The organism is Burkholderiaceae bacterium (assembly GCA_024235995.1).
Taxonomy (GTDB): Bacteria; Pseudomonadota; Gammaproteobacteria; order Burkholderiales; family Burkholderiaceae_C; genus Ottowia.
Window position 1 is genome coordinate 1,747,160 of record JACKLI010000001.1, and the last position, 17,981, is coordinate 1,765,140.

17 protein-coding genes are annotated in these 17,981 nt (G+C 68.1%); 10 read left to right on the forward strand and 7 right to left on the reverse strand.

From position 1 onward, the window contains the following. Window positions 1-21: 21 nt before the first annotated feature. Entirely contained in the window at window positions 22-552 is a 531-nt protein-coding gene (locus tag H6927_08450) for a winged helix-turn-helix transcriptional regulator (GenBank protein MCP5218128.1), read from the reverse strand. 176 nt (window positions 553-728) lie between these two features. Between H6927_08450 and H6927_08455 the strand changes: the two genes are divergently transcribed. The 5 genes from H6927_08455 (at window position 729) to H6927_08475 (ending at window position 6,276) form a co-directional block, all read left to right on the forward strand. Continuing rightward, complete coding sequence (locus tag H6927_08455) at window positions 729-1,715, forward strand: tripartite tricarboxylate transporter substrate binding protein (protein MCP5218129.1); 987 nt, start codon at window positions 729-731, stop codon at window positions 1,713-1,715. A gap of 66 nt (window positions 1,716-1,781) precedes the next feature. Further along, the gene (locus H6927_08460; protein ID MCP5218130.1) at window positions 1,782-4,109 is read left to right on the forward strand and encodes a molybdopterin-dependent oxidoreductase; all 2,328 of its coding nucleotides are present in this window, start codon (window positions 1,782-1,784) and stop codon (window positions 4,107-4,109) included. Next, a complete protein-coding gene (locus tag H6927_08465; GenBank protein MCP5218131.1) occupies window positions 4,102-4,983 on the forward strand; it encodes a xanthine dehydrogenase family protein subunit M in 882 nt (293 codons plus the stop codon). Before H6927_08460 ends, H6927_08465 begins: the two co-directional genes overlap by 8 nt. Further along, window positions 4,980-5,459, forward strand: coding sequence for a (2Fe-2S)-binding protein (locus tag H6927_08470; protein MCP5218132.1), 480 nt, complete (start codon window positions 4,980-4,982; stop codon window positions 5,457-5,459). The genes H6927_08465 and H6927_08470 overlap by 4 nt, the downstream gene beginning before the upstream one ends. Continuing rightward, on the forward strand, window positions 5,449-6,276 hold the full coding sequence (locus H6927_08475; protein ID MCP5218133.1) for an SRPBCC family protein: 828 nt from the start codon (window positions 5,449-5,451) through the stop codon (window positions 6,274-6,276). The genes H6927_08470 and H6927_08475 overlap by 11 nt, the downstream gene beginning before the upstream one ends. 10 nt (window positions 6,277-6,286) lie before the next feature. On the opposite strand, the gene H6927_08480 is transcribed toward H6927_08475, so the two are convergent. Continuing rightward, a complete protein-coding gene (locus tag H6927_08480; protein ID MCP5218134.1) occupies window positions 6,287-6,916 on the reverse strand; it encodes a gamma-glutamylcyclotransferase in 630 nt (209 codons plus the stop codon). 87 nt (window positions 6,917-7,003) lie between these two features. Here H6927_08480 and H6927_08485 point away from each other — a divergent pair, with 87 nt between their 5' ends. Beyond that, entirely contained in the window at window positions 7,004-7,516 is a 513-nt protein-coding gene (locus H6927_08485) for an OmpA family protein (GenBank protein ID MCP5218135.1), read from the forward strand. Between the two features lie 53 nt (window positions 7,517-7,569). Here H6927_08485 and gloA read toward each other — a convergent pair whose 3' ends face one another. The 4 genes from gloA to H6927_08505 form a co-directional block, all read right to left on the reverse strand. After that, on the reverse strand, window positions 7,570-7,983 hold the full coding sequence (gloA, locus tag H6927_08490) for a lactoylglutathione lyase (protein ID MCP5218136.1): 414 nt from the start codon (window positions 7,981-7,983) through the stop codon (window positions 7,570-7,572). 41 nt (window positions 7,984-8,024) lie between these two features. Further along, on the reverse strand, window positions 8,025-9,560 hold the full coding sequence (locus H6927_08495) for an AMP-binding protein (GenBank protein MCP5218137.1): 1,536 nt from the start codon (window positions 9,558-9,560) through the stop codon (window positions 8,025-8,027). Window positions 9,561-9,676: 116 nt separating this feature from the next. Beyond that, window positions 9,677-10,501 (reverse strand): phosphodiesterase, encoded by an 825-nt coding sequence (locus H6927_08500; protein ID MCP5218138.1) that lies wholly within the window; start codon window positions 10,499-10,501, stop codon window positions 9,677-9,679. A 60-nt stretch (window positions 10,502-10,561) separates the two neighbouring features. Continuing rightward, window positions 10,562-11,344 carry an SDR family oxidoreductase gene (locus H6927_08505; GenBank protein ID MCP5218139.1) on the reverse strand — a complete coding sequence of 261 codons (783 nt, stop codon included), beginning with the start codon at window positions 11,342-11,344 and terminating at the stop codon, window positions 10,562-10,564. Window positions 11,345-11,468: 124 nt separating this feature from the next. Here H6927_08505 and H6927_08510 point away from each other — a divergent pair, with 124 nt between their 5' ends. Next, a complete protein-coding gene (locus tag H6927_08510) occupies window positions 11,469-11,852 on the forward strand; it encodes a hypothetical protein (GenBank protein ID MCP5218140.1) in 384 nt (127 codons plus the stop codon). A gap of 136 nt (window positions 11,853-11,988) precedes the next feature. Here the strand turns inward: H6927_08510 and H6927_08515 are convergent, their stop codons facing one another. Further along, window positions 11,989-13,755, reverse strand: coding sequence for a DEAD/DEAH box helicase (locus tag H6927_08515; protein ID MCP5218141.1), 1,767 nt, complete (start codon window positions 13,753-13,755; stop codon window positions 11,989-11,991). A gap of 391 nt (window positions 13,756-14,146) precedes the next feature. Between H6927_08515 and ettA the strand changes: the two genes are divergently transcribed. From ettA to H6927_08530, 3 genes are read left to right on the forward strand one after another with little or no spacing between them, the layout of a single operon-like run. Next, on the forward strand, window positions 14,147-15,808 hold the full coding sequence (ettA, locus tag H6927_08520) for an energy-dependent translational throttle protein EttA (GenBank protein ID MCP5218142.1): 1,662 nt from the start codon (window positions 14,147-14,149) through the stop codon (window positions 15,806-15,808). A 38-nt stretch (window positions 15,809-15,846) separates the two neighbouring features. Further along, window positions 15,847-16,671, forward strand: coding sequence for an ABC transporter permease (locus H6927_08525; protein ID MCP5218143.1), 825 nt, complete (start codon window positions 15,847-15,849; stop codon window positions 16,669-16,671). Continuing rightward, window positions 16,661-17,980 carry an ABC transporter ATP-binding protein gene (locus H6927_08530; GenBank protein ID MCP5218144.1) on the forward strand — a complete coding sequence of 440 codons (1,320 nt, stop codon included), beginning with the start codon at window positions 16,661-16,663 and terminating at the stop codon, window positions 17,978-17,980. The genes H6927_08525 and H6927_08530 overlap by 11 nt, the downstream gene beginning before the upstream one ends. Window position 17,981 lies beyond the last annotated feature (1 nt).

Sequence of the window (17,981 nt, forward strand, 5' to 3'; positions counted from 1 at the left end):
GGTATGCGAGCTTGGGGTGGTTCAGATGTCGAGTGGGTTGACATCGTCCGCTTGGCGCTTGACGTTGTCGGCATGGAAGTGGTCGCGCAGGCGCAGCAGGGCGTGGAAGAACGCCTCGCGCTCGGCGGGCGGCAGCAGCCGAATGGCTGCCGCCTGGCGCGAACGCGCGATCGGGAAGGCCTGGCGATGAAGTTCCTCGCCTTGAGTTGAAGCCGAGCACCAGGTCTTTTTGCGTGGCCCAGCGCCTTCGATGTCCAGCACCACCAGCCCGCGCGTTTCCAGCAATTTCAGCGTTCGGCTGACCAACGCCTTGTCCGAGGTGGATTGCTCGACCAGGTCGTTGAATGCGATGCGCCGCGCGTGTGCCACTAGCGACAGCAGCCGCCATTCCGACACGGTCAGGCCGAACGCCTCGGCGTAGGGAACGGTGACCGTTCGTCGCAGCGCATTGCCAACCTGGCTCATCAGCGTCGTGATGAAGACGTCCACGGTCAAGCCCGTCCCTTGTGGGTCGAGATCGGCCCAGGGCGTCTTGGCTTGGTTCGATTCCATCGTCATGGGCCGATTGTCCCGTGTCGCCACGACGGTTGAACTGGTCTATCTCATATTCGGGTTTTCCTTAAGTTGATTGATCAACAATAGGGCAGCAAAATTCAGTTGTTCCTTAAAAAAACGTAGTTTCGTATATGAAACATTTTTTGATTGGCTCAAGACCCCAGGAGACTCCGATGCCGTCCATTCACCGCCGCGCCTTCGTGGCGACCCTATCCGTTGGTCTCCTGATCGGTGGGCCAGCCATGGCGCAGGGGGACTATCCGCGCGCCAAACCCATCACGATCGTGGTGTCCTACCCGCCCGGCGGCGACACCGACGCAATTGCTCGTCTGTTTGCCGACAAGCTGAGCCAGCGGATCGGGCAGACCGTGGTCGTCGAAAACAAACCCGGCGCGGGCGGCACCATCGGCAATGTCTTTGTTGGGCGTGCGGCCGCCGACGGCTATACGCTGCTGTTTACGCCCAATCCGTTCACCACCGCCCCGATGGTGATGAAGCTGTCGGGCGCGGCCAGCTACGACGTGTTGGGAGGTTACGAAGCCATCATCAAGATCGCCACCCAACCGCTGGTCCTGGTAGCCAGCCCGGACAAGGGACTCAAGACCTTGCCCGAGTGGGTTGCCGCGGCCAGGAGCGGCAAGTCGGTGTCCTATGCCAGTCCGGGCGCGGGCTCGCCAATGCACATCGTCGGCGAATGGCTCAACAAGGCGGCGGGCGTGAGGTTCACCCACGTTCCCTATCGCGGTGTCGGGCCGTCGGTCACGGATGTGGTGGCCGGTCATGTGGATGTCGCTTGGGTCACCTTTGGAGCCGTCCGTCAGTATCTGGAAATGGGCAAGCTGATCCCGCTGGCGATTGGCGATGCACAGCGCTCGAGTCTGTCGCCCACGGTCCCGACCTTGACCGAGTTGGGTTACAAGGGCGTCGTGGTGGGTGCTTGGAACGGATTTTTCGCACCCAAGGGCACGCCGGCGATGGTCGTCAAATTGCTCAACGAGCACATGAATGCCATTTTGAAAGAGCCGGCAGTGGTGCACCAACTGGCAACCTATGGTGCCTTGCCGGCTGGCGGTGCGCCAGACGAACTCACCCGCACCAATCAGCACGAGTACGAGGTGATGGGACGGGCGATCAAGGAGCTCGGCATCACCGCCGGATGACTGGCAAGCGCCGGGGCAGGCCATGGCTCGCCTCGACGGGTGCCATCCCAACAACAGAGTCACGCCATGGAAACGTCCCCGCAATCGCCCTCATCCGATGCCGTGTCGACGCTGGGTGTCGGCATCCCTCAGGTGACGGCGCGCGCCAAGGTGCTGGGCCGTGCAATGTACGCCGGCGACATCAAGCTGCCTGGCATGCTGCATGGCCGGGTACTGCGCAGCCCTTATCCGCATGCCCGCATCGTCTCCATCGACGCTGCCGCCGCGCGGGCACTGCCCGGGGTCAAGGCGGTGCTGACGGGCGCCGATGCGCCGGCCCAGCTCTGGGGCGTCCATCACAAGGAGCGCGCAGTGCTGGCCAGGGACGTGGTGCGCTATTGCGGCGAGGAGGTCGCCGCGGTGGCCGCCATCAGCGATGAGGTTGCGCGGGATGCGCTCGACCTGATTCGAATCGAATACGAGGAGCTGCCCGCCATTCTGAGCCCGGATGAAGCCATGGACGTGGAGGCACCCGGCGTGCATCCCGGTCGCGACAACGTGGCGCACGAGATCCGCTTCGAGCGGGGCGATGTGCAGGCGGGTTTCGCGTCCGCCCACCTCGTGCACGAGGCCACCTACACCACCCATTCGCAATACCCCGGCTACATGGAGCCCATGGCCACCGTGGCCGCCCTGGAGCCCGATGGCCGGCTGGTGCTGTGGACCTCGACGCAGGCGGTGAACCTGGTGCGTCTGCAGGTGGCCGGCACGCTGGGCCTTGCGGTGTCCAACGTGCGGGTGATTCAGGCCACCACCGGCGGCGGCTTTGGCGGCAAGATCGTCGAGGACGACAACCAGCTGCTGGCCGGTCTGCTGTCGCTGAGCACGAAGCGGCCGGTGCGGCTGGTGAACAACCGCCTGGAGGATTTCCAGGCCTGCTGCGCCAGCGTGCCCGAGCGCATCACGCTCAAGCTCGGCATGACGGCCGAGGGCTTCATCGTGGCGAAGGACGTGCGCATCGTCGCCGAGTGCGGCGCCTACGCTGGCCTGGCGGGCGACGTGATGCACGTGAGCGCCATGCGCAGCGACAACATGCATCGCAACGCCAACGTGCGCTCACACGCCACGCTGTACTACACCAACAACCCGCCGCGAGGGGCCTTTCGCGGCTTTGGTGGTACGCAAATGCTGTTTGCGCTTAACAGCCACATCGACACGATGGCCCGCCAGCTGGGGCTGGACCCGGTGGTGGTGCACCAGCGCAATGCCGTGGAGGCGGGCGATGTCACCGTGCACGGCTGGGAAATCGGCAGCGCGGGACTGAAAGAGTGCATCGACCTGGCCACCGACGCGCTCGACTGGGAGGCCAAGCGCGCCCGGCCGCGCGTGAACGCTGGCGTGAAGCGCCGCGGCGTGGGCATGGCGGCGGCCATGCACGTCAGTGGCAACCGCACCATCGGCAACTGGGATGGCTCCACGGTCATCGTGCGCATTCACGAGGACGGCCAGGCCCTGGTGATCAGCGGCGAGTGCGACATGGGGCAGGGCGCCACCACCGTGCTCGCCCAGATCGTGGCGCACGAGCTGAGCTTGCCGCTGTCGCGCGTGCGCGTGGCGCCGCCCGACACCGACAGTGCCCCCTTTGCCGTCGGCACGCTGGCCTCGCGCGTCACCATGGCCGCGGGCAATGCCGCCATCCGCTCGGCGCGCGCCGCGCGCGACAAGCTGCTGGCGCTGGCCTCGACGCTGCTGGAAGCGCACGTCGATGATCTCGAGCTGTTCAATGGCACGGTGCGCGTGCGCGGCACCGATCGGGCCATGGACTTTGCCGCCCTGGCGCGCCAGCATATTTGGCGTCACGGCGGCGAAAGCCTGCAGGTGAGCGCCAGCTGGGACGCTCGCACGCAGATGCATGACGCCAGCCTGTACGGCAACATTGCGCCGGCCTATTCCTTCGCAGCCCAGGCGGTCGAGGTCGAGGTCGATACCGAGACGGGCCAGGTTACCGTGCTCGACAGCTACGTGGTCGATGACTGCGGCAAGGCGCTGAACCCCATCGCCGTGCACGGCCAAACCAACGGCGCCGCGGTGCAGGCCATCGGCTGGGCCCTATATGAGCAGCTGCATTACGAAAACGGCCGCCTGGCCAACGGCAACTTCGCCGACTACACCATGGCCACGGCTGAGGCCGTGCCCATGCTGCGCGGTGGCTTCGTCGAATCGAACGACCCCAACGGCCCTTACGGCGCCAAGGGCGCCAGCGAGACCGCCATCCTGCCGGGCGCGCCGGCCATCGCCAACGCGGTGTACGACGCGGTGGGTATTCGCATCACCGACCTTCCGATCACGCCCGAAAAGGTGCTGGCCGCGCTGCGTGCCAGGCCGCAAGACGCCGCAGGAGCCCTCCATGCGTGAGTTCGACTTTCTGGAACCCACGTCGGTTGCCGAGGCCAGCGGCATGCTGGCCGAGCTGGGCGAGGACGCGCGCGTGATTGCCGGTGGCACGGCCCTGATGCTGGCCATGCGCCAGCGCATGCTGGCGCCCACCCACTTGATCTCGGTGGCCAAGATCGAGCGCCTGCACGGCATCGATTTCGATGCGGCCCAGGGCCTACGCATCGGCGCCCTGGCGCGCCACAGCGACGTCGCGCGCTCGCCGCTGGTGCGCCAGCATGCATCGGTGCTGGCCAGCATGGCCACGCGCGTGGCCAATCCGCAGGTGCGTAACCAGGGCACGATGGGCGGCAACCTCTGCTATGGCGATCCGTCCACCGATCCGCCCGGCTGCCTGATGGCGCTGGATGCGCAGGTGGTGCTGGGCAGCGCGCGTGGCGAGCGGGTGCTGTCGATGCAGGAGTTTCTGCTGGACTACTTCGTGACGGCGCTCGAGCCCGACGAGTTGGTGCTGGAGATTCGTGTGCCGCCGCTGGCGGCCGGTACGACAGGGGTCTACACCCGCTACCTGCGCACGGCGGCCGAGCATCGGCCGCTGGTCAGCGTGGCTTTTGTGGCCCGACGCGAGGGCATGCATTGCCATGCGCCGCGCCTGGTGGTGGGCGCTTCCACGCCGGTGGCCACGCGCCTGTCGCGGGCCGAGGACCTGCTCGACGGGCAACGGGTCACGCCCGAGCGGGTGGTCCAGGCCGCAGACCTCGCGGCCGAGGACATCAGTCCGGTCGAAGACTTGCGTGGCAGCGCGGCATTTCGCCGCGAGATGGTGCGCGTCAACGTGCGTCGCACCGTAGCCGAGTTGTTGGGCCTCACGATGGAAGAAGGAGTGGTCCCATGAGCATCCACCGCATCGAATGCACCGTCAACGGTGAGTTCCACAGCGTTGACGCGCCTGCACGCCGCCTGCTGTCGGACTTCTTGCGCGACGACCTTCACCTGACGGGCACCAAGCGCGGTTGCGAGACCGGCGTATGCGGCGTCTGCTCGGTTCTGCTGGACGGCGAGGTGGTCAAATCCTGCCTGATGCTGGCGGTGCAGGTGATTGGCCGCGAGGTCACGACGATCGAAGGTTTGGCGCGCGGCGATGCATTGCACCCGCTGCAAGACAGCTTCATGCGCTGCGGCGGCTTGCAGTGCGGCTATTGCACGCCGGGTTTCATTCTGGCCGCGTGCGATTTGCTCAAGCACAAGCCACAGCCTTCCACCGACGAGGTGCGGCATGGGCTGAACGGCAATCTGTGCCGCTGCACCGGCTACACGCAGATCGTGGAGTCGGTGCTGCACGCGGCCGAGGAGATGAAACATGGAAATTGAAAAGAGGCTGACCGTGGCGGCAGCGCCGGCGCAGGTGTGGGCCCTGCTGCTGGATCCGCAGGTGATGGCCGGCGCCGTGCCCGGCATGAAGTCGATCGAGGTCATCAGCCCCACCGAGTACGTGGCGGTCATGCACCAGAAGATTTCCTTCATCAGCGCCAAGTTCAAGCTGCGCACGCGCATCACCGAGCAGCGTGCGCCGGAGTATCTGTGCGCAGAGGGGACGGGCGAGGATGCCTCGGTGGCCAGCTCGCTCAAGCAACGCAGCGAGGTCTTTCTCATGCCCACGGCGGATGGCGGCACCGAGCTGTGCATCAAGGTCAGCGTGGACCTGCTGGGCCGGCTGGGCACTTTTGGCCTGTCGGTCATGAAGACCAAGGCCGATAGGTTGTGGGAGGAATTTGGCGCCAATCTGAAGGCACGTATCGAAGCGGGCGATTTGCCTTCCGCCGCTTCGGCTCCGGGGGCGGTCGCTCCGGCTGCGCCGCAGCCGATCCCTGCACCTGGGGTGCCGGCATCCGCGGCAACCCCTTCGGCTCAGCCTACGCCAACGGTCGATCAACCGACCGCAAGCACCGTCGCATCCACTGCGGCGCCCACCGTCAGCGTCTCGTTGCCGGCTGACGTGGAGGTTGGTGGTCTTTGGTCGCGCCTGCTGGGTGGCCGGGGCCGACGATCGCTGGGTTCGGGCGGTTGGGCGGGGCGCTGCATCCGCGTGGAATTGCGCCAGCTTGATCGCACGGTCAGCGTGGAGTGGCCGATCGAGATGGCCGATCAATGCCGCGCCTGGTTGCGCGAGGTCGTGGGTCGCGCCTGATGATGCGCAGTCATTCGTCGGCATAGCGCAGCAGCTGGCTCAGCCGGGGGTCCTGAACGCCATGGGCGTGCAGGCTCTCCAGGGTCTGGCGCGCGTAGTTCAGCGTGCTGCCGTAGCGCCCGTGCGCGTGGCGGAAAATCTCGCGGTACTGATGCGGCGTCAGCGTGCCGGTGTACGAGGGGCTGTGCCGGGACAAGGTGAAGGCCAGCGCTGGCACCGGCCCATGGGGCGTACTGCAGGGCAGCCAGCGCGGGTCGTACACGGCGCTGGGCATTTCGCGCGCCCACAGGCGGTCGAACACGGTGTCGGCCTCGCGCGCGGGCACGCGATAGACCACACCGCGGCAACTGCCGCCGGGCAGCAGGGCGAACACCAGGCCGGGTTGCTCGGGCGTGCCGCGGTTGACGCGGCTCCACATGGCCAGCGCGCGGTGCCAGCCGTGCACGCGGGTGGGGTGGCGCTCGGCCGGGTTGAAGTCGGGCCGCCAGATCAGCGAGGCATAGCCGAACACCCACAGCTCGCCGTGCGCGCCGGCCTGCTGGCGCCATTGGGCGCGGGTGATCTCGCGCAGCTGCTGAGGGTCGCGCCCGGGCGGGCGCAGGTGCTCGTAGGGGGCGTAGGCGGCGGAATCGGGGCGCATGGGTTGAATGGGGGGCGAGGCGCGCGGGGGCTTGTTCAGCGTTGTCTTTATACAATGACGGGTTTGGAATTTCTGGAGCACAACAACATGTCAACGCAAAACGATGAGTCGCACGGCCTGGTTCTGGGCGTGGTGTTCGGCCTGATCGTGCTGGTCATCAGCCTGATTTTCGGCCTAGTGCTGGGTCGTGGCGCGGGCCAGGTGGTGCCGGCCGCCGCGGCCCAGGCGGCGGTCATGCCGCACGCGGCTGCGACCGAGACTGTCGCCAGCGACGCGGCCGTCGTGCAGGTGCAGGGCGAGGTGGTCAGGTTCTTCTTCGCCAGCGGCAAGACCGAGCTGGCGTCCGGCGCGCCGGACGCGCTGGGCGTCATCGTCAAGGGCGTGGCGGCGGGGCGCAAGGCTGTGATCAGCGGCTATCACGACGCCACCGGCGATGCGGCCGTGAACGAAGAGCTGGCCAAGCAGCGCGCGCTGGCGGTCAAGGGCGCGCTGGTGGCTCTGGGCATTGGCGAAGACAAGATCGAGCTGCGCAAGCCGGAATCGTCCACCGCCAGCGGCTCCAATGCCGAGGCGCGACGCGTGGAAGTGACGCTGGAGTAAAGGACCTGGCAGCAGCCTGCAGACGAGAACCCGGCGCCAGCCGGGTTTTTTTCTTAGCGCAGGCCGCCGCCGGCCGCGCTCTCGGCACGCTGGATCAGCTCGATCTTGTAGCCATCGGGGTCGGTGACGAAGGCAATGATGGTGCTGCCGCCCTTGACCGGCCCGGCCTCGCGCGTGACCTTGCCGCCGGCGGCCTTGATCTGCTCGCAGGCGGCGTGGGCGTCGGGCACGGCAATGGCGATGTGGCCGTAGGCGGTGCCCATTTCGTACTGCTCGGTGCCCCAGTTGTAGGTCAGCTCGATCTCGGCCTGGCCAGGGTTGCCGCCCTCGTAGCCGACGAAGGCCAGCGAGTATTTGTATTCGGGGTTTTCGGAGGTGCGCAGCAGTTGCATGCCCAGCACCTGGGTGTAGAAGTCGATCGCGCGCTGGAGGTTGCCCACGCGCAGCATGGTGTGCAGGATTCTCATGCCGTCATTGTGCCTGCGCGGCGTGGCTGCAGCGGCCGGTGTCAGCCTTGCGCGCGCAGCCGCTCGCGCAAGGCGGTCTTGAGCACCTTGCCATAGTTGTTCTTGGGCAGTTCGCTCACGAAGATGTAGCGCTTGGGGCGCTTGAAGCGGGCGATCTGCTGCAGGCAATGCGCATCCAGCGCGGCCTCGTCCGGCGCGGCCGGGCCGGCGGCGACGATGAAGGCCACCACGTTCTCGCCCCACTGGGCGTCGTGCTCGCCGACCACGGCCACCTCGAGCACGCCGGGGGCGGTGAGCAGGGCTTCCTCGACCTCGCGCGGGTAGATGTTGCTGCCGCCGCTGATGATCAGGTCCTTGCTGCGGTCTTTCAGCGTCAGGTAGCCGTCTTCGTCCAGCGCGCCCATGTCGCCGGTGAAGAGCCAGCCGTCGCGGATGGCCGCGGCCGTGGCCTCGGGGTTGTTCCAGTAGCCGGCCATCACGCTGTCGCCCTGGACCAGCACCTCGCCGATATCGCCCCGCGGCAGATCGCGTCCGTTGGCGTCGGTCACGCGCACGCGCACGGGGGTCTGGGCCGTGCCGATGCTGGCCAGGCGCTGCAGGTGGCGTGGATGCCGCGTGTCGGCCAGGTCGGCGCGCGCGAGCACGGTGCCCACCATGGGCGTCTCGCCCTGGCCGTAGATCTGCACGAAGCGCGGGCCCATCACGCGCAGCGCGCGCTGGATGTCGGCCAGGTACATGGGCGCGCCGCCGTAGACGATGGTCTTGAAGGCGCGCGCGCAGTCGGCGGGCGACAGGCCCTCCTGCTGCGCGTGATCGACCAGCCGCCCGACGATGGTGGGCGCGGCAAACAGCGACAGCGGCCCGACGGCGCGGCCCAGCGCGAACAGCTCGGCGGCGTCGAAGCCACCCGAGGCCGGTACCACGTGGCGGGCGCCGGCCATCAGGTGCGGGATCGCGTAAAGGCCCGCGCCGTGCGAGATGGGCGCGGCGTAGGCGATGGCGTCGCCTGGCGCCACCGGGTCGACGTCGACGTGGTAGCCCAGGCCCATGGTCATCAGGTTACGCCCGGTCAGCATCACGCCCTTGGGGCGGCCGGTGGTGCCGCTGGTGTAGAACAGCCAGGCGGTGTCGTGCGGCGCGCGCTCGGCCACGGGCACGGCGAAGGGGTCGGGCGCCTCGGCCAGCAGCGCGTCGGCGGCGGGCGAGTCCAGATCGACCTGCTGCTGCACGCCGGCCAGCGGTGTGTCGGCCACGTCGGCCGTCACGAAGGCCCAGCGCGCCCCGCAGTGGGCCGCGATCCACTCGACCTCGCGCGGATGCAGCTTGGCGTTGACGGGCACCGCCACCAGGCCGGCCCACCACAGGCCCCACAGCACTTCGAGGTAGCGCGGGTGGTTGTGCGCGAACAGCAGCACCCGCTCGCCCGGCTGCAGGCCGGCGGCGCGCAGACGCTCGGCCAGGCCGGCGCTGCGGGCGGCCCACTGGCGGTGGCTGGCGTGCACGCGCTCGCCATGCAGGATGGCGTCGCCGTGGGGCTGGCGTCGGGCCTGCCGAATCAGCAAGTGGGCCAGACTCATGGGGGTCTCCGGGGGCTGTGGTGCTCCCGATTATGAGTCAAATCGTGCTTTTGTCCGCATAGAGTATGCGCGAACAGCTATCAAAATAATAGTTACCGCTCAACGCTACCGGCAGCTCAGATCGGGTGGCTGGGGCCGAACGGGTCGACGTAGCTGAGGTGGCAGGCCAGGCCGTCCTCGGCCGTCCAGCGGTACACACCGATCATGGGTGGTTCGAAGCAGATGGCCACCGGCGCTTCGGCGCGCAGGTCCAGCGCCAGCTGGTGCGAGCTGGATGGGGCCACCACCACCGGCGCGCCGCCCAGTTGCCCGACGATGGGGCGGTGCAGGTGGCCGGCGGCAATGGCTTGCACGCCGCCGTGCGCCGCCACCAGGCGAGCCAACTCGGCGCGACCCCGCAGCAGGCCGCAGGCGTCCATGGCAGCCATGCCGCTGACCAGCGGCGGGTGGTGCATGAAGATCAGCACCGGCGCGCCGGCGCAGGTGGCCAGCTGACGTTGCAGCCAGGCCAGCTGGTCGGCTTCGAGCGCGCCGTGCGGGGCGCCGGGTACCACGGTGTCCAGGCCGATCAGGTGCAGGCCGCCGTGCTCGACGTGCAGGCAGACGCAGTCGCCGGGCGCATCGGGCGCCACCGGCATGGCTGTTGCCAAGGCCTGGCGCGCGTGGGCGCGCAGGTCGTGGTTGCCGGGCACGGCCAGCACGCGTGGGCCGCCTTCGGACGGTGTCGGCAGGGTGTCGGCCAGCAGGGCGGCGATTTCGGCGTAGTCCTGCGGCCGGCCGCTGTCGGCCAAGTCGCCCGTCAGCAGCAGCACGTCGACGGCCGGCTGCAGCGTGCGCACGTGCGCCAGCGCGCGGCGCAGGCCGCCCTGGGGGTCGAGCCGGCTGGCCAGGGGCCCGGGATCGAGGCCGATGTGCGGGTCGGTGATCTGCGCGATCAGCATGGGTGAGGCCGATTGGGGTTGGGGTGGCAAGGCCGGTGTCGGGGCGGGGGGCGGCGGCGCTTACGCCGGCACGGTGTAGTTCAGCGCCATGCGCCCGCCGTCGACCATGACGATCTCGCCCGTCATGTAGCTGGCGGCGTCGCTGGCCAGGAAGGCCACCACGTCGGCCACCTCGGCGGGTTCGCCCAGGCGCTTCATCGGCGTGCGCATCATGATCTTGCTCCTGGCCTCGTCGCTGGTCAGCACGGCTTGGGCGGCCAGTTCGGTGGCGATGGTGCCGGGGCCGACGGCGTTGACGCGCACGCCCTTGTCGGCCAGCGCCAGCGCCATGGCCCGCGTGAGCTGGTTGAGCCCGCCCTTGCTGACGTTGTAGCTGGCGATGTTGGGAATGGCCAGCACGCTGTTGACCGAGCTCATGTTGACGATGGCGCCGCGGCCGGCGGCGGCCATCGCGCGCGCCACCGCCTGGCCGACCAGGAAGGCGCCCTTGAGGTTGACGCGCAGCACGGCGTCGAAGTCGGCCTCGCTCACATCCAGGAAATCGGCCGCCTTGAAGAGGCCGGCGTTGTTGACCAGCACGTCGATGCGTCCGTGCTGGCGCAGCACCTGGGCCACCAGCGCGTCGACCTGCGCCTTGTCGCCGACGTCGCAGTGCACGTAGTCGGCCTGCAGCTCGGCCGCCAGGGCCTGGCCGGCGGCGTCGGCCACATCGGCCATGACCACCCGCGCGCCCTCGCGCGCGAAGCGCCGAGCGCAGGCCGCGCCGATGCCTTGCGCGGCACCGGTGACGATGACGATGCGGCCCTGCAGGCCAAAGCAGATGGGGGCGGTGGTGACGGGCATGTCGGATCAGCGAGGCCGCAAAGCGCTGGACTGTACCACTTCAGTATGCAAGTTTCTGGCGCCGTTGCGGTCGTCCGCCGCGCCTATATTGCCACCCTCGGCTCCACGTGTGCGATGCTTGTCCATGACCACCCTGACTTTCACCGAACTCTATACGAGCGCCGATGGACGCGCCAGCTTTCGCGACCATCCGCTGGACCTGGCCGAGGGTACGCCGGCGGCGCGCCTGTCGGCCCTGCAGGCCTCGGGTGGTTGCCAATTTCGCCACAGCCCGGTGGGTTTTGCGAGCGACTTTCATTGCACCACCACGCCGCAATGGCTGGTGGTGCTGCAGGGCCGCATGGAAATCGGCCTGCGCGACGGCAGCGCGCGCGTGTTCGGCCCGGGAGAGTGCTTCTACTCCAACGACACGCTGCCGCCCGGCGCCCGCTTCGATCCGGCGCGGCACGGCCACCGCAGCCGGCTGATCGGCGAGGAGCCGCTGGTCACGCTGTTCGTGCGCGCCTGAGCGGCTGGCCCGCCCACCCGTTCACGGCTCGATCGCCTTGCCGCCCGGCATGCGGTGGGCGGTCTCGCAACCCAAAACCACGCAAAAAAGGCCTCCGAAGAGGCCCTTGCGAGTCGAGGCGCGGCGTGCGTCGCGTTCAGCGCCCGAAGCCGCCGCCCGAGCGCTTGCCGCCACCAAAGCCGCCGCCGCCGCCACGGTTGCGCTTGCCGCCGCCCTTGCCGCCCATCAGGTCGATGCTGGTGCGCATCGGGTCGGGCTGGCCGGCCGCGCCGTGGCTGGGGCCGCGCGGCGCGTTGCGGCGGCCGTGCAGGTTGGTCTGCAGCGGATCGATGTGGCGTGGCAAGGTGTCCTGGTCGCGGTCGTCATCGGCGTCGTCGAAGCCGCGGTCGTGCACGCGCGGCGCATGGGGCCGGCCCATGGCGCCTTCGGGGCGCATGCCCTGGCCGGCATTGAATCCGGTGCCCTGGCCCGCGTTCGGACCCGCGCCGCTCCCCTTGCCGCGACGGCGCTTGCGCTTGCGGGCCGGGTCGGCACCGGGCTGGCCGTCGGCGCCGCGCGGGCTGGCGCCGCCCTCGGCGTCATCGCCGGCACGCGGTGGCCGCGCGGCGCGCCCGGGCTGGCCCTGCGTGGCCTTGTTGTCGCGGATGCGCTGCATCATCTCCTGGCGCGCGGCGCGGGCGGCGGCCTGCATCACTTCGCGGCTGGGCGGTTTGCCCAGGCCGCCCCACAGCGTCTGGCGGCCCATGGCGATGGGCTCGGCGCGCTCGCCTTCCTCGGGGCCGTAGGCGTCCAGGATCTGCACCGGGATCTGCTGGCGCGTGAAGCGCTCGATCTCGTGCATGAAGCCCTCTTCGTCCAGGCACACCAGGCTCACGGCCTCGCCGCTGGCGCCGGCGCGGCCGGTGCGGCCGATGCGGTGCACGTAGTCCTCGGGCACGTTGGGGATGTCGTAGTTGACCACGTGCGGCAGCTCGTCGATGTCGATGCCGCGCGCGGCGATGTCGGTGGCCACCAGGGCGCGCAGCTCGCCGCTCTTGAACTCGGCCAGCGCCTGGGTGCGCGCGCTCTGGCTCTTGTTGCCGTGCAGCGCCATGGCCTTGATGCCCTGCGCGTTCAGGTAGTCGGCCACCTTGTTGGCGCCGAACTTGGTGCGCGTGAACACCAGCACCTGGCTCCAGTCGCCCTCGCCGATCAGGTAGCTCAGCACTTGCTTCTTGCGGTTGCGGCCCACCGGGTAGATGAGCTGCGCAATGCGCTCGACCGTGGTGTTGGGCGGCGTCACCTGGATGCTCTTGGGGTCCTTCAGCAGGTTGGCCGCCAGGGCGCGGATCTCGTCGCTGAAGGTGGCCGAGAACAGCAGGCTCTGCTTGGAGGCGGGCAGCAGGGCCAGCACCTTCTTGACGTCGTGGATGAAGCCCATGTCGAGCATGCGGTCGGCTTCGTCCAGCACCAGGATCTCGACGTGCGACAGGTCCAGGTGGCCTTGCTGCTCCAGGTCGAGCAGGCGCCCAGGCGTGGCCACCAGCACGTCGCAGCCGGCCTGGATGCGCTCGATCTGCGGGTTCATGCCGACGCCGCCGAAGATCACGGTGGAACTCAGATCGAGGTACTTGCCGTACTGGCGTACCGACTCCTCGACCTGCGCGGCCAGCTCGCGCGTGGGCGTCAGCACCAGGGCGCGAATGGCGCCGGGGCGCCGCGCGGGGCGGGTGGACAGCAGCTGCAGCAGGGGCAAGGCAAAGCCGGCGGTCTTGCCGGTGCCGGTCTGCGCGCCGGCCAGCAGGTCGTGGCCTTGCAGCACGACGGGGATGGCCTGGGCTTGGACAGGGGTGGGTTGCGTGTAGCCCAGTTCGAGCACGGCCTTGAGCAGGGGCGGTGCCAGGTTCAGATCGTCAAAGTTCATCGAATGGATGCGCCGTGCAATGCGGCGCGGCTGCCTTGGGCCCGATCCGGCGGGTGCCGGCCAGTCAGGTGGGCGAAAAGCGGGTTCTTCTTGGGATGGGCGCCCTGGCGCGCGATGGGCCGTGACCGGCTGCGCATTCGCAAGGCACCCCAGCGGAAGGGCTGGCTGAAACGGGGAACTGGTGAACCGTCAGCCCGGGCATTATCGCATGCGCGGGCCGCGCCGACGTGGGATTTTGGCCGGCCCGCCGCGCAGCGCCGATAATCGAGGCATGGCGGCCTGCGGCCACGCGGCGCCCGCGCGGGGGATCGGCTCCCCCGATTTCCAAGCCAATCAACGCTCTGGCGCCTGTCCATCAAGCGCCGGCAGCTACATTTTTGAGAGTATTCCGATGGCCCAGTACGTCTACACCATGAACCGCGTCAGCAAGATCGTGCCGCCCAAGCGGCAGATCCTGAAGGACATTTCGCTGTCGTTTTTTCCGGGCGCCAAGATCGGCGTGCTGGGCCTGAACGGCTCGGGCAAGTCGACGCTGCTCAAGATCATGGCCGGCATCGACACCGAGATCGAGGGCGAGGCCACGCCCATGCCGGGGCTGGACATCGGCTACCTGCCGCAAGAGCCGCAGCTCGACCCCGAGCACACCGTGCGCCAGGAGGTGGAGCTGGCCATGGGCGAGGTCAACGCCGCGCGCGCCCGGCTGGAGGAAATCTACGCCGCCTACGCCGAGCCCGATGCCGATTTCGACGCCTTGAGCGAGGAGCAGGGCAAGCTGGAGGCGGTGATTGCCGCTGCCGGCACCGACAGCGAGCACCAACTGGAGATTGCTGCCGATGCGCTGCGCCTGCCGCCCTGGGACGCGTCGATCAAAAATCTGTCGGGCGGCGAAAAGCGCCGCATCGCGCTGTGCAAGCTGCTGCTGTCCAAGCCCGACATGCTGCTGCTGGACGAGCCCACCAACCACCTGGACGCCGAGAGCGTGGAGTGGCTGGAAATCTTCCTGCAGCGCTTTCCGGGCACCGTGGTGGCCATCACGCACGACCGCTACTTCCTGGACAACGCCGCCGAGTGGATTCTGGAGCTGGACCGCGGCCACGGCATTCCCTGGAAGGGCAACTACAGCACCTGGCTGGAGCAGAAGGAAGAGCGCCTGCTGCAAGAGAAAAAAACCGAAGACGCGCGCATGAAGGCGATGAAGAAAGAGCTGGAGTGGGCGCGCGCCAACCCCAAGGGCCGCCAGGCCAAGAGCAAGGCGCGCCTGGCGCGCTTCGAAGAGCTGTCTGACTACGAATACCAGCAGCGCAACGAGACGCAGGAAATCTTCATCCCCGTGGCCGAGCGCCTGGGCACCGAGGTGATCGAGTTCACGGGGGTATCCAAGAGCTTTGGCGATCGCCTGCTGATCGACAACCTGAACTTCAAGGTGCCGGCGGGCGCCATCGTTGGCATCATCGGCCCCAACGGCGCGGGCAAGTCCACGCTGTTTCGCCTGATCGCCGGCAAGGAGCAGCCCGACGCGGGCGAGGTGCGCATCGGCAAGACGGTGCAGCTGGCTTTCGTCGACCAGAGCCGCGACGCGCTGGCCAACGACAAGACCGTGTGGGAGGACATCTCGGGCGGGCTGGACATCATCAACGTCGGCAAGTTCCAGATGCCCAGCCGCGCCTACTGCGGGCGCTTCAACTTCAACGGGCAGGACCAGCAGAAGAAGGTGGGCATGCTCTCGGGCGGCGAGCGCGGCCGCCTGCACCTGGCCAAGACGCTGATGCAGGGTGCCAACGTGCTGCTGCTGGACGAACCCAGCAACGACCTGGACGTGGAAACCCTGCGCGCGCTGGAAGACGCGCTGCTGGAATACGCCGGCAGCGTGATGGTGATCAGCCACGACCGCTGGTTTTTGGACCGCATCTGCACCCACATCCTGGCCGCCGAGGGCGACAGCCAGTGGGTGTTCTTCGACGGCAACTACCAGGAGTACGAGGCCGACAAGAAGAAGCGCCTGGGCGAGGAGGGCGCGCGGCCGCACCGCATGCGCTACAAGGCGCTCAAGTGAGCGGACTGCCGCAGGCCGCGCTGGATGGGCGGCGCTGAATGAGCAACCCCCTGCACTCCATCGATCCACGGGCTTTTTTCGGCTCGGTGGGGCGCCATGCGCAACTGATCGTGGAGCTGACCAAGCGCGAGGTGGTGGGCCGCTACCGCGGCTCGTTCATGGGCCTGCTGTGGTCGTTTTTCTATCCGGTGCTGATGCTGGCGGTCTACACCTTCGTCTTCAGCGTGGTGTTCCGGGCGCGCTGGCATGCGGGCAGCGATTCGAAGGTCGAGTTCGCGCTGGCCTTGTTTGCCGGCCTGCTGTTCTTCAACCTGTTTTCCGAATGCGTGACGCGCGCGCCTTCGCTGATCGTCGGCAACGTCAACTACGTGAAGAAGGTGATTTTTCCGCTGGAGCTGCTGCCCGTGGTGGCCCTGGGTTCGGCCCTGTTTCACTTTGTCGTCAGCCTCGGGGTCTGGCTGATCTTCTACCTGCTGTTTTTCGGCGCTCCGCATCCGCAGCTGGCGCTGTTGCCGCTGGTCTTGCTGCCCTTCCTGTTGATGACGCTGGGCCTGAGCTGGCTGCTCGCGTCGCTGGGCGTGTACCTGCGCGACGTCACCCAGGTCATCGGGGTGGTGGTGACGGTGCTGATGTTCCTGTCGCCGCTGTTTTATCCCATCGAGGCGCTGCCGGCGGCGTTTCGCCCCTGGATGGCGCTCAGCCCGCTGACCTACGTGATCGAGCAGGCGCGCGCGCTGATGATCTGGGGGCAGGCGATGGACTGGCCCGCCTATGGGGGCTGGCTCGCCGGATCGGCGGTGTTTGCCTGGCTGTGCTTCGCCTGGTTCCAGAAGACGCGAAAGGGGTTTGCCGATGTCCTCTGAATCGGCCGTCCAGGTGCAGGGCCTGAGCAAGTGCTATCACATCTACGAGCAGCCGCGCGACCGGCTCAAGCAGATGGTGGTGCCCCGGCTGCAGGGCGCGCTGGGCCGGGCGCGCCACCACTACTACCGTGAGTTCTGGGCGCTGCGCGACGTGTCGCTGGCCATCGGCAGGGGCGAGACGGTCGGCATCATCGGCCAGAACGGCAGCGGCAAGTCCACCTTGCTGCAGCTGATCTGCCGCACGCTCGAGCCCACCGTCGGAACGGTGCGGTCCAACGGCCGCATCGCTGCCTTGCTGGAGCTGGGCGCCGGCTTCAACCCCGAGTTCACGGGGCGTGAGAACGCCATCCTGAACAGCGTCATCCTGGGCGTGCCCAAGGAGGTCACGCTGGCGCGCCTGGACGAGATCATCCGGTTTTCCGAGCTGGGTGACTTTTTCGACCAGCCGGTCAAGACCTACTCCAGCGGCATGGCGGCGCGGCTGGGGTTCTCGGTGGCGATCCACGTCGATCCGGCCGTCCTCATCGTGGACGAGGCCCTGGCCGTGGGCGACGCGCGCTTCGTCGCCAAGTGCATGCGCAAGGTCAAGGACATCCAGGCCAACGGCTCCACCATCATCTTCGTCAGCCATGACGTGAGCTCGGTGCGCACCTTGTGCCAGCGCGCCTTCTGGCTCGACAAGGGGCGGCTGGTGGACGAAGGCGACGTGTTCCCGGTCACGGGGCGCTACATGGCCTTCATGATGCGGGACGACAAGGCGTCCGACGATGCCGTGCGGGACGAAGTCGCACAGCCGGTGCCGGCGCCCGCGGAGCCGGCCAGCGCCGGGGCGCCGGCCACGCCCGCCAGGCTGGACTCCCGCCCCGTCACCCACTGGGGATCGCACAAGGGCGTGATTCTCGGGGCATCGGTCTGCGGCAGCCACGGCTGGCGCGAGGATGTCGTGCAGTGGGGCGAGCCGATCGAGGTGGTGATCGATCTGTCGGTGCCGCCCGAGATTTCCCGGGAACACCTGAGCGTTGCCTTTTCCATCAAGGACCTGAAGGGCACCGACCTGATCGCGTCCACCACCCACGACATGGGGGCCATCCGCTTGCCGGAACAGGCGGGTTTCCAGGTGCGTTTCAAGCTGTCCAACTGGCTGGTGACCGGCAAGTATGTGCTGGTCGCGGCGTTGGAGGATCGCCGGCACGACGACATTCACTATTACGAATACTTCGAGGGCGCGCACTACTTCGCCTCGGTGACCGACAAGCGGTTCTTCGGCGTGGTCCAGCCGGCCATCGAGCAGACCGTGCACCCGAGCTGAA